The following is a 15110-nucleotide window of genomic DNA, read 5'->3' as shown; positions in this document are numbered from 1 at the left end:
AGCCTGTAGCTCCTGTTCCTTGCGGAACTTTGTCTACAGGCTGAGTACGGTAAACCGTACTTAGTATGATGAATCATCGTACTGTCTTCATTCCGGATACCATGTTAAAATGACGATGAAGAACATCATGTAAACGGAGATGGTGGGATGCAAGAGGAAATTCGCGATTCCAATAAAACTCAGGGAATATTGGCCACTCTGCAAGCGATTGGCGGAAAATGGAAACCGCTCATTTTGTTTATTTTACTGCATGAAGGCACAAAGCGGTTCGGGGAATTGAGACGACTGCTTCCGAATGTGACGCAAGGAATGCTCACCAATCAGCTTCGTGAGTTGGAACGGGACGGGCTGATCGTGCGCCAAGTGTACCAAGAGATTCCGCCCAAGGTTGAATATTTTTTATCCGATCACGGCAGATCGCTAAGTTCGGTTTTGACCGACATGTGCGGGTGGGGATAAAAGCATATCGAATATCTAAAGAATGTGAAGAAGGATAACGCATACACCGTTTGATCATGTCAAGAGCTCGCGGCAGCTTCTTGACTCGTTCGAGGGAGAAAAGCAGACCCTTTGCCAGGTTTCGGTCATGCTGTATTACTTAAGTGCTTTGTCAAACGCCGTCTCAATCTGATCAACGTCCGGCGACACGGCAAACAGAATGTAGTTCCCCTTTGTTTTGACGATGTGATTTTCGATGAAAGCATATTCATCCGGGAGGTAGTCTCTAAATTTTTTCTCTTGTGCGTCTACTCTTTTCATGATGCTGTCGTTTATCTCCTCCGCCTGATTTGCATCTTTTACTTTTACGACGAGCACTTCATCTGCTTTCACATTGGAAGGAGCGAGGTAGAGAAGAAAGTCCTCCACTTCCTCTGCGTTTATGTGATACAGCTTTTGAAGTTTGTCCCCGTCCCCTCGTTTCATCTCATCCAGAGGAACCGCTTGGCTGATCTTTTCGCCCACCTCTTGGACAGTGATGTTCCTCGCTTCCTCTGCTTTGCCGGAACAGCCCGCAACAACTGCGGACATAAGGGCAAACGCGATGAACGCCGGCAATAATGTACAGTTGATGGTACGATCTTTCTTCCACACTTGTCTCACTCCTACTCCTCCTCATCCGATTCAGCTAGACTTTGAATCGACGGATCTTCAAAAAAAGTATTGGCATTGTAGAGAATCAGCATCTCATCGATGTGATTTGATTTGATGAGCATTCGCAGATCATCCTCGTAATACCTCAGGTCGACGACGTAGATTTCGCTAAAATGCGCTGTCAAAAACGGGAGAAAGCTATTGGCGTACGAATCTTTTACCACCAACAGTTTTTTTCCTTCCGGATGGCGGGTGGCGATTTTGATCAAAGCGCGGTTGCCATTCAAGAAAACTGTATATTTATCTTTTTTCTTGAGATTCTCCCTCTCATAAAGAGACTTCGCGCTTTTCTGTTCATCGGCGTACTCTACCTGCAAGGTTTCGCCGTGTTTTGGTATATATATTGAAATGCTGTCTGGCTGCAGGTGCCGAAATCCGCTTTTGGAAGAGAGCGAACCGTAAAATTCACCGGTCACCTGTTCGATGCGATACTCCGACTCTTCTTTCGGTACAAACCCCATCTGTTCGGCCAGCACCCGGTAGGCCAAATAAGCGCCTTTTGTCGTCCAATGGTGGTCTGTTTTATAGAAGATATTCGCCGACCTGTTAGCATGCAGTGCTGGATACACGTCTACATAGCGGATGTCCGGATTCAGCTGTTTCCGAACCATGTCCAGGTACTGAAGCTGCTCTTCGCCCGAGACATATTCCGGCAGTTTCTGCTCCAGTACGCTAACCGCTGTCGGCACCAGCATCAGGTATTTCGGCAAATCAGGGACAGCGCGATCGAAGCGGTTGAGGGCATCTGCCTTCTTTTCCGCCTCCCCGGCTTTCGGCCGAATCCATTTTTGAATGAGATAGCCATCTTTCCCCAAATAGACGTCGTGATTTTCCTTCTTTCCAAGCGCCCGGTCGACGTCCGATTTGACGCCGATCCAAAAGTCTCTAAATGCAAACTGGTCGGACAGGTACCTTTCAAATACGGAAGCAAATCGGCCGCGAATCAATTTTTCCATCGAGAAAGCCGGCGGCTGCTCCAAGGTCCGATTCTCCGATTCGGAAAACGCCTTTTTCGGCGTGAGGATGCTAAGTGCGGCCATCCCCCCGATAAACAGGCAGAGGGAGACGGCCATCAGGTATTGATGCCATTTGTCATGACGATTCAGGAACACCACCTCCTTTCAACGGACGCCGTCTTTTTCGACCCCCGTGTTTAGAATCTGAAGTATAAAAAGGGATTGTACGTATCATTGACCAGATAAGCCGTAGAAAGCAGCATGAGACCGATGTAGACCGCCGGAACCGCGAGGACACCTGCCAGTCTCAGCTTTTCTTTCAGGTAAGAGAAGGCTTTGGCCGGAATCGGGGTCGAGCAGATGGCGAGTACGATCAACAAGACGAGATTTGTCGACAGGTAGTATAGCGTCTGGTTGTCGAAAAGCACATGTGTACCCAAGCCAAACATCGTACCGAGGAAGCCCATAGCCTCGGCAAGACTATCGCATTCAAACCATACCCACCCTACGATCACGATCAAGAGCGTGTACACATGTCCGACAATGGCCGCTCTCGCATGGAGCCATTTCAACAGGAAGAGCTTTTCGATCGTGACAAACAAGCCGAAATAAAGTCCCCAGATGACGAAGTTCCAGCTTGCCCCGTGCCATAATCCGGTTAAAAACCAGACCACGAGCAGATTTCGGAGCTGCAGTACCAGGCCTCTGCGGTTGCCGCCAAGCGGAATATAGACGTATTCGCGAAACCAGGAGCCAAGCGAGATGTGCCACCTGCGCCAAAACTCCGTAATGCTTTTGGATTGATAGGGATAATCGAAGTTCCTCATAAAATCAAAGCCAAACATTTTTCCCAGTCCGCGAGCCATGTCCGAATACCCGCTGAAGTCAAAATAGATCTGAAAGGCAAACGCGATGATGCCCAGCCATGCCGAGAGGACAGTCAAGTCTGCCGGCGGCGTCGCTTTTACGCTCATCCACAAGAGACCGATCTGGTTGGCGAGCAGCACTTTTTTTGCCAGTCCCCTGATGAATAGTTCCGCTCCTTCGCCAAACCGGTCCAGCGTCACTTTTCTTTGCGCCAATTGTCCTGCAATATCGCCGTATTTGACGATCGGTCCGGCGACAAGCTGCGGGAACATCGCGACATAGGCCCCAAACGAGATGATATTTTTTTGCACCGGTACCTTGTCCAGATACACATCCACGATATATGACATCGTTTGGAACGTGTAAAAGGAAATCCCTACCGGAAGCGGCAGCTCCGGTGTCTGTATGTGCAAATGAAACAGGCTGTTGAGATTCTCCACGATAAATCCGGCGTATTTGAAAAACCCGAGAATCCCGATGCTAACGGCAAGGGAACTGACCAATACGGATCTGGCAGCGGCCTTGCGTCTTCGGTACTTCGCTATCAAGAGGCCGTTGGCATAGTCAAATACGGTGGAAAAGATCATGAGGAGAATGTACACGGGCTCTCCCCAGGCGTAAAACACCAGGCTTGCCAGCAGCAGGACCGCGTTTCGAAGCCCCTTCGGCGACAGATAGTAAAGGGCAATCGTCAGGGGCAAAAACAGAAAGAGAAAAATGAGACTACTGAAAACCAACGTCAGTTCCCCTCCCCGCAACCGGTTTATCCAGAAAAAGAGGAACCGTCAGCTTTTCAGGTACTCTTTCAAATAGTCCAGCCAAAGCGGATAAAATTCCGGCTTAAAATGTATGCCATCGGTGTCGAACAGATCAGGATTGTCCGCAAAGATCGGCGCCAAATCGATCCATTCCACCTGTTCCTTTGCAGCCAGTTCTTTTAAGCCCGCGTTAAACTCGGCGATGTTTCGGTAACGCGGCTCTTCCTGCTCCGCTGCTGCTGTTACCGGTGTCAAAGACAAAACGCGGATTTTCGCTTTTGGCAGCTTCCCCTTTATTTTCCCAATCAGTTTCGCGTACTGGGTCAAAAAGTACTCCTTCGGATCGTCTACCGGCATGTAGAGGTCGCATCCTCCTAACAGGATAAATACGTCATCCGGGTGCTTGCTTGCCAGATTATCCACTTCGTCTTGCGAATATTCGGCCGTTGCTCCTGCATTCCCGATTACATGCGCTTCGTCCAGTACATCGTGGTAGGACAGCCCTTCTGTAATCGAATCTCCTAGAAACACGCTTTTTTGGAACAGTGTTTTATATGGCACGTCCGCTTGTTCTGCGGATGGGGTTCCGCTTTCGTTTGCCCCGGCGGCAGCTTCTTTCCCGCCCTCCGGCGCTCCGCAAGCTGCCAAGGATAGTGCGATGATCCCTGTAAACAGGATCGAAGTCATTTTTTTCTGCATGGTACTCTTCCTTCCTCAACCTTTATTCTTTAAAAACGCTTCGGGTTTTCCGTAAAATACTGCTTGAATCCGTCTACAATTGCCTCTGCGGTTCGCCTTTGGCCATCGGCACTCCACATCACTGCTTCCTCGCCGGGATTTGTCAGATAACCGACCTCGGTTAAAACAGCCGGAACCTCGCTGTATGTCAGCACGGTCCAGTCGTATTTGCCCACGCCGCGGTCGCGAGAGCCCTGCGCTTGGATCAGATGTTCATGCAGTGCTTGAGCCAATGGCTTGCTGTCAGCGGAAAAATAATAGGTTTCCGTCCCGCCCACATCCGGATCAGCGTACGTATTGCCATGGATCGAGATCAAGGCGTCAGCATCCAAGTCGTTGGCTAATAGCGCCCGATCTTGCAACGCGATAAAAGTATCATCACTTCGGGTTAGATAGGGGTCAAACATTGGTTCTTGTTTGAGCAGCTCGTATATTTGCTGTGAGAGAGCACGTGTGAACTCCTTCTCCTCTCGCCCGCTGGCACCGGCAGCACCTGGATCTTTACCTCCATGTCCCGCATCAATGACGACCTTGTAGACATGTTCTGGACTTGCCATTTGCGGTGACTTTGCCATCGTTTCCAATGCGTCCGGAAACATCGCTGCCGCGGCACAGAGCCCAAAGACTATCGCGAAAAGCAACACCAAAGACCGGAATTGCCAAAAACGCTTCGTGCGACTCATCCTCTTCTACCTATCTTTTGTGTGATCATGATGTTTGCGTCAATTCCTCCTTTTTCTTTAGAACCCGTCTCTCACAGAAAATAGTGTAAGGGGGACAGATAAATATCAGATGCAGATCAGATCGAATTCTCATAAAAGAAACGCTGAGCCTGAGTGTTTCGTCTTAACATCAGGAAATAAAAACCAATTGTCGATGTAAAAAAGGAGAGAACATGCTATGAAACACTGGTACCTCGGATTGTGTTTGGCCATTTTTTCGCTTGGTTTCCTGCAAGCCTGTGCGAACAGCAGCGGGGATGCCCAAACCACTCTGTACGAAAACACGAGCTATCACTTCACGCTGCAGCTTCCTGCCAGCTGGGAAGGAAAGTATGACGTGGATGAAACGGATAGTGCGATTACCTTTTCCAGTACGGCAAATAAACCCGGGGGCGTGCTGCTTCAGATCGGAATATGGACGAAAGAAAAATGGAAGGAGGAAGGAGAAGAACTGACCCAGATTATTCACATCGCCAAAATAGGAGAAACAGAAGACAAGATATTTTCGTTCAGTACGCCGACAGACGTGCAGTACATTCCAGATGATGAGGCGAAGAAGCAGGAATACCTTCGGATGACGGAGGATATCGAAAAGATCAAAGCCTCCTTCGAGATAAAAAAATAACGGTGTGACCTGTTTTATCAGGGAAATGAAAAAGTGTAGAACCGCAGCTCTACACTTTTTTCGGCAGGGTGAAGAAGAACAAAACGCCTGCTTCTGTATTGGTAACGCCGTACGCTGCCTGGTGCAAATCCAGAATCTTTTTGGCGATCGCCAGGCCAAGTCCGGTGCCCCCTGTCGAACGCTTGCGGGAAGGTTCGCCGCGATAAAAACGATCCCAGATTTTTTCCAGCTGTTCTGCTTGGATATGAACGCCGGTATTTTCCACGCACACCTTGACAAACTCGCCTTCATCGATGGCCGAAATGGAGATGGATTCTGCTTCCGGCGAGTAACGAATCGCATTCGTCACGAGATTGGTGATGACCTGTTCAATCCGATGCTGATTCGCCACTACTTCGACGGCAGCGAGCCGGGTGTGCAGATGCAATCGCTTGTTTGCCATCTCCAAGGCCAGCTTCTCGCAGATTCTCTCAATGACCGTGTCGATAGGAAATGAATCGACTTTCAGTTTATATGTGCCGGACTCGTATTTTGCCAGCTCAAGCATATCGACGATCAAGAGGTCCATCCGGTCCACTTCCTGTTCCATCGCGGCAAAATAATACTCTTTTTTATGGCCGGCAACCCCGTCTTTCAAGATCGAAATACAGCTTTTGATCACACTGAGCGGCGTCTTCAACTCATGCGACACGCCGGCGATAAATTCTTTCCGCGTATGCTCCAGCTGCTTTTCCTTTTCGATGTCTTGCTCCAGCCTGGAGATATGAGAATGCAGCCGCTCGGAAAGCTCGTTGATGTTGCGGGACAGGTCGCCAATCTCGTCCTTGGTCATGATCGGAATTTTCTCGGAAAAGTCCAAGCCGGCCATTTTTTGCGTCGTACGGTTGATTCGCAGCAGCGGCCGGGCAATCCGGCGGGAATAGTAGAACGAGGCCAGCAGCACGAGCAGCAGCGTGGCGATGACGACGTACACATAGTAATCTTTCATCACTTCCGCAGCTTCGTTCACTGGCTGCAGCGATGTCATTGCGAAGATGTATGCGGGATTCCCGTCCGGATCTTCGAAGCGGTCCACGAATATTTTGTAGTTGACGTTGTTTTCTTTAAAATCCATGATCTGATTCGCATTCACGTTGTGATCATAGTCTCCGTACAGAAGATCCGCTTGAAAAGCTTTGACCCGATCCAGAAATAGATGGTTCGTATAACGCGCTACACCGGCGCCTTCCGGTGTTTGGACTTTTGCAATCGTACCAGTGACAAGAACAGAGGGATACTTTTCGTGATATTTTACCGGATTCTCAAACCTGGGGACGACTTCATACTCTTTGTTCACCATCTGATGATTTTCCAGACGGCCTTCCTCTCTCAGTTGGGAACCGCTCCTTCCCATTCGCTGCGCAACCAGCTGATTCTGCATGAGTAGGCCTTCAATCGCGATCCGTCCCCCTGTATTCACCCATGTCTCGAGAAACGGATTGTCTTGGCTAAAGTCTTCCACATTCATGACACTGTACAGCGGGATGGCAATTGTTTGATGGGAAAGAGCCGGGGTATCGTCAGAACGATCCAGACTGACCTCCATGTAAAAATCATCGGTATTCTTCAAGTTGCCCCTGGCGTCCAATTCTGTGACCCAGGTGTTGTATTTTTGATAAAAATCCTGTTCCATCCTGGACACGGCCTGAGCATCCCCGGCCCGTTTCAGATAGTCCTGTTGATAAGCTTGCAGGGCTGCCTGCACATCCCCCACCTTTTTATGCACATAAAATTGTTTAAAGAATACGGTTTGTCCCATAAATATGAATGCAAGAATGAACATGCACAATCCGGTCGTCAATAGAAACAGCTTGAGTACGATGCCTCGTTTCATGGCCGATCCTCAAATTTATATCCGGAACGAACGACGGTGACGATGTACTTGGCATGTTCCCCCAACTTGGATCGCAGATTGCGAATGTGACTATTCACAGTGCGGTCATCGCCCACGAAGTCATAGCCCCAGATTTTGGTGATTAATTGCTCTCTTGTGATGATCATCCCTTTGTTTTTCATTAAATACGCCAAAATTTCAAATTCGGTATGCGTCAAATTAACCAGGTTTCCGTCAATGGTGACGTTCCGGGAAGGAATATGAAGTGCAATGCCGCCTCCGGATATGAAGTCTTGTGCCGCCTCGTGAATATGCCGGCTCTCTAAGAGCCTTTTCGCTCTTGCCAGCAAAATGGGCGGACTGTACGGTTTGGTGATGTAGTCGTCGGCCCCCAGTTCAAACCCAAGCAAGGTGTCGTCTTCATCCGACCGTGCCGTCAGCATGATGATCGGGACATTGGAACTCTTGCGAATCCGCTTGCAAACCGACCAGCCGTCCAATTGCGGCAGCATGATGTCCAGAATAATCAAATGCACGTCATATTGGTGAAACAGCGACAAAGCTTCCTTTCCGTCGCTCGCTTCCAGCACTTCGTATCCTTCGTTCAGGAGGTAATCTTTGATAATTTCGCGCAATATGTCTTCATCTTCTACAATCAAGATGGTTTTAGGCATAGCTGTTCTCCTATAGTCGTTATTCATTATTAGCATCCTACCACGAGTATGAACTGGGTTCAAAGGGAAAGACAGGATTACCGGGAGCCCGACTCCATTTTACCAGCCGCAGATAAAGATAAGATGCAGATGAGAACAAAAATCCCGCTCTTCCTCTGCTTCGCATCGGAAAAAACGGGATGATAGACGTGTTTTTATAGCTGTGACAATTTGTGAATCACATAACAGGTACTCTTGATGCCCGTAAAAAAGTTCTCCAGCTTGATATTCTCATTGGGGGAATGGTTCCCCTGATCAAAATTGGCATAAGGAGCGTTGATCGACGGCAATCCTAACAGCTTTGTCCAGATATAATCGGGCAGACTGCCTCCGAGGCTTGGCTGAATGATCGGTTTCCTTCCGGTTGAAGCCTCCGCCGCTTCTGCCACCACCCGCACGCAATCCAGGTCGGACGCAGTTCGCGAAGGCGGCACGGCGTAAAGCGGTTTACTCAACTCAATGTCGGGAGCATGCTTTTGAATATGGCGGCTGATGCAGTCGTAAATATGGTCGGGGTCCTGATCTGGCACCAGGCGAATGTCGATCTTTACGGTAGCTGTAGAAGGAATGATAGTTTTTACGCCCTCTCCCGTATACCCGCTGTGAATCCCGCAAATGTTGAACGTAGGCTCAAACATCAGTTTTCGCTGATACGTTTCTCCGTCCATGTTTAAAGCGGGGTAGCCGATCTTTTCTTTTACTTCGTGCAAGTCGAAGGGAATCGCTCTCATCAGCTGCTTGTCTAATTCAGAGGGCTGCCGAATGCTGTCATGGAAGCCCTCGATTAAAATGTCTCCCTTTTCGTTTCGCATCGTGCCCAATAGATCGATCAGCTTCCAGACGGGATTAGGGACGATGTTGCCCTTATTCCCCGAATGATTGTCCCATTCCGCTCCTTTGGCGGTCATCTCCAGGTAAAGCAAGCCTCTGACGCCAAGCAGCAGCGACTGTGCTCCGCTTTCATGGGAGGATCCATCTGCTGTATAAACGAGATCCGCTTTGAGCATATCCTGGTGCTCTTTCACGAAGGTAGGAAGGTTGAGGCTGCCGATCTCTTCCTCTCCCTCGATGATAAATTTTACATTAATGGGAAGGTCTCCATATACGTCCAAGTATGTCCGGATTGCCAACAGGTGCGCCACAAACTGTCCCTTGTTGTCCCCCGCCCCGCGACAATAGATCCTGCCTTCGCGGATTGTCGGCTCAAAGGGATCGGATAGCCACTTTTCCAGCGGTTCTGGCGGCTGTACATCGTAATGGCCGTATATGAGAAGCGTAAACCTGTTTTCCGGTCTGCTGATCTCCCCGTAAACGATTGGCATCCCTTTCGTCTCGTAAATCCGGGATGGAATGCCGCATTCCGTAAACAACTGCTGCACCAGGCTTGCGCACTCCTTCATGCCGATGTTCTGGGCACTGATGCTCTTTTGGCGCAGCAGTACAAATAACTTTTCCAAATACGCTTCGCTTCTTTCCCGTATCAGTGCTTCCACTGTACTGAGATTCATTTCTCTTCCCCCCGTTCTATATTGTTTCTCACCGCACAAATTCTTTTTTGTCATAAGTGAAGCGGTCCAGCAGTTCAGGTACCGGGTCAAAGCCGATGCCCGGTTTCGCGGGAACCTGGACCATGGAATCCCGGCTGATGGTTACCTGAGGTGTGACAAAATCCTCGTTCCAGTAACGGTCTGACGCCGGAATGTCGCCGGGAAATCGATAGTTTGGCAATGTCGCGATCGCGATATTGTGAGCCCGGCCGATTCCTGTATCCAACATCCCCCCGCACCAGACGGGAATGCCGTGTGATTCACACAGATCGTGAATTTTCCTGGCTTCTGTCAATCCGCCAACGCGGCCTACTTTTATGTTGATCGTTTTTGTGCTGCCCAGTTCGATCGCTTTTCTCGCGTCATCCACGGAGTGAATGCTTTCGTCTAGACAAATTGGCGTCTTCATTACCCGCTGGAGCTTCGCATGATCCACGATATCGTCGTGGGATAGCGGCTGTTCAATCATCAGCAGATTCATTTGATCCATTTCCCGAAACAAGTCGATGTCAGACAACGTGTAGGCGGAATTGGCGTCGGCCATCAGCGTAATATCGCCAAACCGCTTCCGTACCGCTTCTACATACGCAATGTCTTTGCCTGGCATGATTTTTATTTTGATACGGCGATAGCCTTCTTCCAGATGGTTCTCGATCACTCGCAGCAGGTCATCCGGACTTTTTTGGACCCCGATGCTGACACCTGTTTCGATTTGTTCCCTCGTTCCTCCCAGTGCTTTGGATAACGGAATGCTTCTCTCTTTGGCATACAGATCCCAGACCGCACAATCAAGGGCAGCCTTCGCCATTTTGTTTCGCCGAATGTGGGAAAACAGCGAATGAACTTCTTCCGGATGTGAGATGACATCTTTGCTGTAGAGCAAAGGAATCAGGAAATCCTCCATGATGTGCCAGGCAGTTGCGTTGGTTTCCTCGCTGTAATAGGGAAAAGGAAAGGCTGAACAGTCACCATACCCGACGAAATCTTTTGTATGCACCTCTGCCAATGTAAAATGTTTTTCTTTCATTTCAGCGAAACTGGTCTTAAAGGGGGTCTTTAAAACCATTTTCATTTTCCGCAGGACAATTTTTTCTATTTTCATGTCGTTCTCTCCCCTTCTTTTCCTAAAAAAGCTTAATTAAGAGCTGCATCCAAGTCGGATGAGCGGTCGTTTGTTTTGCGTGACCGAATCGTCAGGCTGGCAGCAGCAGACAGGCAGGCAGCGCCGATCAGAAACCAGAACGCTGCATCGTACGAACCGCTAAATGCCGTGATCATGAACCCGATGATAACAGGAGATACAAATCCGGCAGCTTGCCCGCCGAAATTAATCATGCCCGCCGCCGTTCCTACGACTTTTTCAGCGAGCATTTTGACTGGCAATGCCATGCTAGCCGCAAGCACGAAGGATTTGAAAAAATAGACGATGCTCTGGAAAGTGATCACCATCGCTACGGTTTGGGCGGTGTACATAAAGTACAGAAAAAACGCGGTTAAAGCAGCACTTATCACAAGCAAGTACTTTTCTTTCCCGTTAAAATAGCGAATCATCACCCAGCCGCCAATCGCCGTCGATATGCCCGCAGCAATGAACGGCAAAGGTGTAAGAATCCCAATCGATTTCAAATCAAGGTGCCGCACTTGCAATAAATACGTCGGCATCCATGAATCCAGCCCTTTATTCACAAGGCTGAGACCGAACCAGGCGATGACGAGCTGCCACATAATTGGCATTTTCAGCAGTTCTTTCATTTGCTGTTTTTGGAGCGCTTTTTCTTCCGCTTTTTCCGTTCCTGCCGCAGTCCGTTCCTGCGTTTTTGCGGGACGGACAATCAAGCCGTAGACCAGGACAAACAAAACCCCGGCAACACCGATGACAAGGAACATCGTTCTCCAGCCAAAGGATATCAACATAGGGGCAATCAATAATGGAGCAAGAGCGCTTCCGATATAGTTGGAAGACAGGAGGGCTGAAGTCATTTTCGGACTATCCTTTTTCGGAAAGACTTCGGCAACGCCTTTAATACTGGCTGCCGGAAAAGCGCCTTCCCCAAGGCCAAACAACAGGCGGATCACAATCAAAGAGGTTAAGGACCAGGCAAGGCCGGTGGCAACCGTAAAAATCGACCACATCAAAATAGCGATCATAATCACTTTTTTTGAGCCGTATTTATCGGCCAACCATCCGCCCGGTATCTGCATGATCGCATATCCGACAAAAAAGGTGCTTAATACAACACCAAGCACAGAAGCATCTAATTGAAACTCTTTTCCAATCGAGGCCAGAGCAATGCTGATAGCCGCTCGATCGATGTAAGAAATACACCAACTCAGATACAAAAGGATAAATATGACATACTTCCCGGTTCCTTTCCTCGAGGCAGCCTCCATCCTTTTACTCCTCTCCTTCGCCTTTTATCGGTCCGCCGAACCGTTTGCCCTGGTTCAAATTACGGCCACTATTATTAAGTTTGATATATAGACCGTAATTAGAAAGTATAGTAGATTCATTATTTTGTCAATTGAAAATTAAAAATTGTCGGTAAATGTAAAAGGGTACCATGTACGGCACCCCGATCCTATTTATTCAGTTCCTGATACAGCTCTTCCGGTAGGGAAAGCCGATACAACTGCCGCGGTCTGCCGCGTCCGGGAGGCTGCTCTTCCCCTACCACCCGGGCTAGCCCCGAAGTTTCAATCTGCCGAAGAAGCCTCCTGGCACTGCGAAGCGATATGTCAAAAGCTTTGGCCACATGATGAACGCTAATATCGGCCCTTGGATGATGGCTCTGTAAGGACAGAAGTCGGGTGAGGGTTACGGCGCTCAGATTGGTTTGCTCAGCCAGTTTCAACAGAGCCGGATGATCGGCACTGGTTGAAAACTTGAGCGGCATACGATCAGACTGAAGCAATGGCCCCAGAAGCTGACCATCCGTAAACATCACATAAGCACATGGATTGGCTTTCGCATCGGTAAACTGAATCGCTTGTTCGGCATTGTACTCTGCCTTCAGCGCATCCATGCCGATACCGATACCTGCAAAGACTTTATTGCCCGTTTGCTCCCCCAGGGATTGAATGAGTGGAAAATAACGGAAATTGTTGGTGATCTCTTTGACCACAGACATCGTCGTATAAATGATAGCCTGGTTATCTGTTGAAAAGGTTAGGGAAGCTTCCCAAGACTCGCAGAAATCAATGATGCTCTCTTGCAGCTTTAAGTTCGCTCTGTAAGCGCTAAAGCGGTTTTTGGGACGCCTGTCAGGCAGACGCCACTTCAGAAGAATAACCGCCATTTGAGATTGGCTTTGTACCAGATTCTCCACTTTTGCATAGACGATCTGCAATGCAGACTGAATGGACGAGTAAGTCGGAACCACTCTTTTAACCGGGACAGAGCGAAGTGCCAGTTCATTCGCAACGCTTGTCAAACACGTAATGGCATACTTGCTGTGACCCGCAAGAAAATGCTGTTCGTGGATATCGCTCCAATCATAGGTGGAAGAAGACGCAAGCTCATTGATGACGATCACTTTTTCGTTCTGCAGCTTTACCTCTTGGAGTGTTTCGTTTATTTCATCCGGAGGCAGCCGATCGATTGTAAATGGGGTAAATCGACTGGGATCCCCTCCGCTCTCGATCGCCAATTCATACAGAATCCGATAGAGTGCTGACCCGTCGTACCGGACGTAGACCGAAACGGGTGGCATTTCCAGGTTCATTTTCGCCTCTTCCGACTTGTAGAGTTCGTAAGCACCCGGTCCGGTAAAAAGCAAAATGTCACAGGATTCCGCAAGTTCCTTAGCAAGCTGCTTTATTTCTTCAAAGAGATGCGTGTGAAAGGGTTTGATTTCGATGAGTACCGCACTGGTAGACCGTACTTGCTCTTGAACTCGTTTTACCAGGTCTTCTGGGCCAACGATTCCTAAAATGATTTTCATCAAACAACAAATTCCTTTCCCTGTTAAAGCTCGTATTCCACATACTGATTCTACAGGGATTGTACCACACCGATTGTCCTTCGATCGAATGATTCATGGATTATGCATATAACTTGCTGTACAAGGTCCTCTCTTCGATACGCTCGCGATTCGGTTCATATCCGATGCCGGGCTTATCAGGAACGGTAATTACGCCGTTCTCGACCGTCACCTCGGGATCGATGATGTCCTCCTTCCAGTAGCGCGAAGACGCGGCCGTATCGCCTGGCAGCACGAAACCCGGCAAGGTGGTGATGGCGATATTGTGGGCGCGGCCAACTCCCGCCTCCAGCATGCCGCCGCACCAGACGGGGATATCGTGGGCCTGGCACAAATCGTGAATCCGCTTGGCCTCCGATAAACCGCCGACACGCCCGATTTTGATGTTGATCACCTTGCAGCTCCCCAGCTGAATCGCTTTCCGCACGTCTTCCGCCGAGTGGATGCTCTCATCCAGACAGATCGGCGTTGTCAATCTCTTTTGCAGCTCGGCATGGTCGATGATGTCATCATGGGAAAGCGGCTGCTCGATCATCATCAAGGAAAATTCATCCAATTGAGCCAGCCGATCGATATCCTTCAGGGAATAGGCACTATTGGCATCGGCCATCAAGGGGATGGACGGATAGTGCTGGCGAATTTCCCGTATCACCTCTACATCCCAGCCAGGCTGAATTTTCACTTTGATGCGCTTATATCCTTTGACGAGCGCATCTTCGACGAGATGGAGCAGATCCTTGACCGACTCCTGGATGCCCAGGCTGATGCCGACATCGATCTTCTCTTTGGTGCCGCCCAGCGCCTTGGCCAGTGACATGCCCTGCTGCTTGGCGTACAGATCCCACATCGCTCCTTCCAAAGCGGACTTCGCCATATAATTGCCGCGGATATGGCGAAAACGTTCGTACACTTCGTCCGGGTGCTGGACAGGTTTTTGCAGCAGCAGCGGAATCAAAAAATCCTCCATGATGTGCCAGTTGGTCTTCACTGTCTCCTCTTTGTAAAGCGGATCGATCGCCGCCACGGACTCGGCCCAGCCGGAGATGCCCTCTTTCGACTTTATCTCAACGAGAATAAAGTCCTTATCGTATTCCGTCCCCAGGCTGGTGGTGAATGGCTGCAGCAGCTCCATCTTCATGTGGCGCAAAATGATGTGTTTGATTTCCATATGAACCTCCC

Annotated in this window: 14 protein-coding genes; 2 read left to right on the top strand and 12 right to left on the bottom strand. The window is 49.2% G+C overall.

Annotated features, from left to right (window positions below; translation table 11 throughout):
- Positions 1 to 147 precede the first annotated feature (147 nt).
- Positions 148 to 459, top strand: a complete 312-nt coding sequence (locus ACI7RC_RS19210) for a winged helix-turn-helix transcriptional regulator (RefSeq protein WP_408109825.1) — start codon at positions 148 to 150, stop codon at positions 457 to 459.
- Between the two features lie 135 nt (positions 460 to 594).
- Here ACI7RC_RS19210 and ACI7RC_RS19205 read toward each other — a convergent pair whose 3' ends face one another.
- Genes ACI7RC_RS19205 through ACI7RC_RS19185 form a run of 5 tightly spaced genes read right to left on the bottom strand, consistent with a single transcriptional unit; the run spans position 595 to position 5154 of the window.
- Positions 595 to 1101, bottom strand: coding sequence for a DUF4358 domain-containing protein (locus tag ACI7RC_RS19205; protein ID WP_408109824.1), 507 nt, complete (start codon positions 1099 to 1101; stop codon positions 595 to 597).
- 2 nt (positions 1102 to 1103) lie between these two features.
- On the bottom strand, positions 1104 to 2258 hold the full coding sequence (locus tag ACI7RC_RS19200) for a DHHW family protein (RefSeq protein ID WP_408109829.1): 1155 nt from the start codon (positions 2256 to 2258) through the stop codon (positions 1104 to 1106).
- A 47-nt stretch (positions 2259 to 2305) separates the two neighbouring features.
- Positions 2306 to 3712, bottom strand: a complete 1407-nt coding sequence (locus ACI7RC_RS19195) for an MBOAT family O-acyltransferase (RefSeq protein ID WP_408109823.1) — start codon at positions 3710 to 3712, stop codon at positions 2306 to 2308.
- A gap of 48 nt (positions 3713 to 3760) precedes the next feature.
- Positions 3761 to 4432 (bottom strand): GDSL-type esterase/lipase family protein, encoded by a 672-nt coding sequence (locus ACI7RC_RS19190; protein ID WP_408109822.1) that lies wholly within the window; start codon positions 4430 to 4432, stop codon positions 3761 to 3763.
- Positions 4433 to 4461: 29 nt separating this feature from the next.
- Positions 4462 to 5154, bottom strand: a complete 693-nt coding sequence (locus ACI7RC_RS19185; protein ID WP_408109821.1) for an N-acetylmuramoyl-L-alanine amidase family protein — start codon at positions 5152 to 5154, stop codon at positions 4462 to 4464.
- A 217-nt stretch (positions 5155 to 5371) separates the two neighbouring features.
- Between ACI7RC_RS19185 and ACI7RC_RS19180 the strand changes: the two genes are divergently transcribed.
- The gene (locus ACI7RC_RS19180; RefSeq protein WP_408109820.1) at positions 5372 to 5818 is read left to right on the top strand and encodes a methyltransferase; all 447 of its coding nucleotides are present in this window, start codon (positions 5372 to 5374) and stop codon (positions 5816 to 5818) included.
- Positions 5819 to 5867: 49 nt separating this feature from the next.
- Here the strand turns inward: ACI7RC_RS19180 and ACI7RC_RS19175 are convergent, their stop codons facing one another.
- From ACI7RC_RS19175 to menC (ACI7RC_RS19145), 7 genes are all read right to left on the bottom strand, one after another.
- A complete protein-coding gene (locus ACI7RC_RS19175; protein WP_408109819.1) occupies positions 5868 to 7691 on the bottom strand; it encodes a sensor histidine kinase in 1824 nt (607 codons plus the stop codon).
- Positions 7688 to 8365 (bottom strand): response regulator transcription factor, encoded by a 678-nt coding sequence (locus tag ACI7RC_RS19170; RefSeq protein ID WP_408109818.1) that lies wholly within the window; start codon positions 8363 to 8365, stop codon positions 7688 to 7690. Before ACI7RC_RS19170 ends, ACI7RC_RS19175 begins: the two co-directional genes overlap by 4 nt.
- A 194-nt stretch (positions 8366 to 8559) precedes the next feature.
- Complete coding sequence (locus ACI7RC_RS19165) at positions 8560 to 9912, bottom strand: M20/M25/M40 family metallo-hydrolase (RefSeq protein ID WP_408109817.1); 1353 nt, start codon at positions 9910 to 9912, stop codon at positions 8560 to 8562.
- Positions 9913 to 9940: 28 nt separating this feature from the next.
- Positions 9941 to 11053 (bottom strand): o-succinylbenzoate synthase, encoded by a 1113-nt coding sequence (gene menC / locus ACI7RC_RS19160; protein ID WP_408109816.1) that lies wholly within the window; start codon positions 11051 to 11053, stop codon positions 9941 to 9943.
- Positions 11054 to 11085: 32 nt separating this feature from the next.
- On the bottom strand, positions 11086 to 12342 hold the full coding sequence (locus ACI7RC_RS19155) for an MFS transporter (RefSeq protein ID WP_408109815.1): 1257 nt from the start codon (positions 12340 to 12342) through the stop codon (positions 11086 to 11088).
- Positions 12343 to 12530: 188 nt separating this feature from the next.
- Positions 12531 to 13892: a helix-turn-helix domain-containing protein gene (locus tag ACI7RC_RS19150; protein ID WP_408109814.1), complete on the bottom strand. Its 1362-nt coding sequence runs from the start codon at positions 13890 to 13892 to the stop codon at positions 12531 to 12533.
- 100 nt (positions 13893 to 13992) lie between these two features.
- A complete protein-coding gene (menC, locus tag ACI7RC_RS19145; RefSeq protein ID WP_408109813.1) occupies positions 13993 to 15099 on the bottom strand; it encodes an o-succinylbenzoate synthase in 1107 nt (368 codons plus the stop codon).
- Positions 15100 to 15110: the final 11 nt, after the last annotated feature.

This window comes from Brevibacillus sp. B_LB10_24 (assembly GCF_046036945.1).
Classification (GTDB): domain Bacteria; phylum Bacillota; class Bacilli; order Brevibacillales; family Brevibacillaceae; genus Brevibacillus_C.
This window is presented reverse-complemented; position numbering and strand designations above follow the sequence as displayed.

Bases quoted from the DNA above. Each gene is read 5' to 3' on its own strand.
- ACI7RC_RS19180 (WP_408109820.1), top strand. From the start codon at position 5,372: ATGAAACACTGGTACCTCGGATTGTGTTTGGCCATTTTTTCGCTTGGT.
- ACI7RC_RS19170 (WP_408109818.1), bottom strand. From the start codon at position 8,365: ATGCCTAAAACCATCTTGATTGTAGAAGATGAAGACATATTGCGCGAA.
- ACI7RC_RS19155 (WP_408109815.1), bottom strand. From the start codon at position 12,342: ATGGAGGCTGCCTCGAGGAAAGGAACCGGGAAGTATGTCATATTTATC.
- menC (WP_408109813.1), bottom strand. From the start codon at position 15,099: ATGGAAATCAAACACATCATTTTGCGCCACATGAAGATGGAGCTGCTG.
- ACI7RC_RS19185 (WP_408109821.1), bottom strand. From the start codon at position 5,154: ATGAGTCGCACGAAGCGTTTTTGGCAATTCCGGTCTTTGGTGTTGCTT.
- menC (WP_408109816.1), bottom strand. From the start codon at position 11,053: ATGAAAATAGAAAAAATTGTCCTGCGGAAAATGAAAATGGTTTTAAAG.
- ACI7RC_RS19165 (WP_408109817.1), bottom strand. From the start codon at position 9,912: ATGAATCTCAGTACAGTGGAAGCACTGATACGGGAAAGAAGCGAAGCG.
- ACI7RC_RS19210 (WP_408109825.1), top strand. From the start codon at position 148: ATGCAAGAGGAAATTCGCGATTCCAATAAAACTCAGGGAATATTGGCC.
- ACI7RC_RS19190 (WP_408109822.1), bottom strand. From the start codon at position 4,432: ATGCAGAAAAAAATGACTTCGATCCTGTTTACAGGGATCATCGCACTA.
- ACI7RC_RS19150 (WP_408109814.1), bottom strand. From the start codon at position 13,892: ATGAAAATCATTTTAGGAATCGTTGGCCCAGAAGACCTGGTAAAACGA.
- ACI7RC_RS19175 (WP_408109819.1), bottom strand. From the start codon at position 7,691: ATGAAACGAGGCATCGTACTCAAGCTGTTTCTATTGACGACCGGATTG.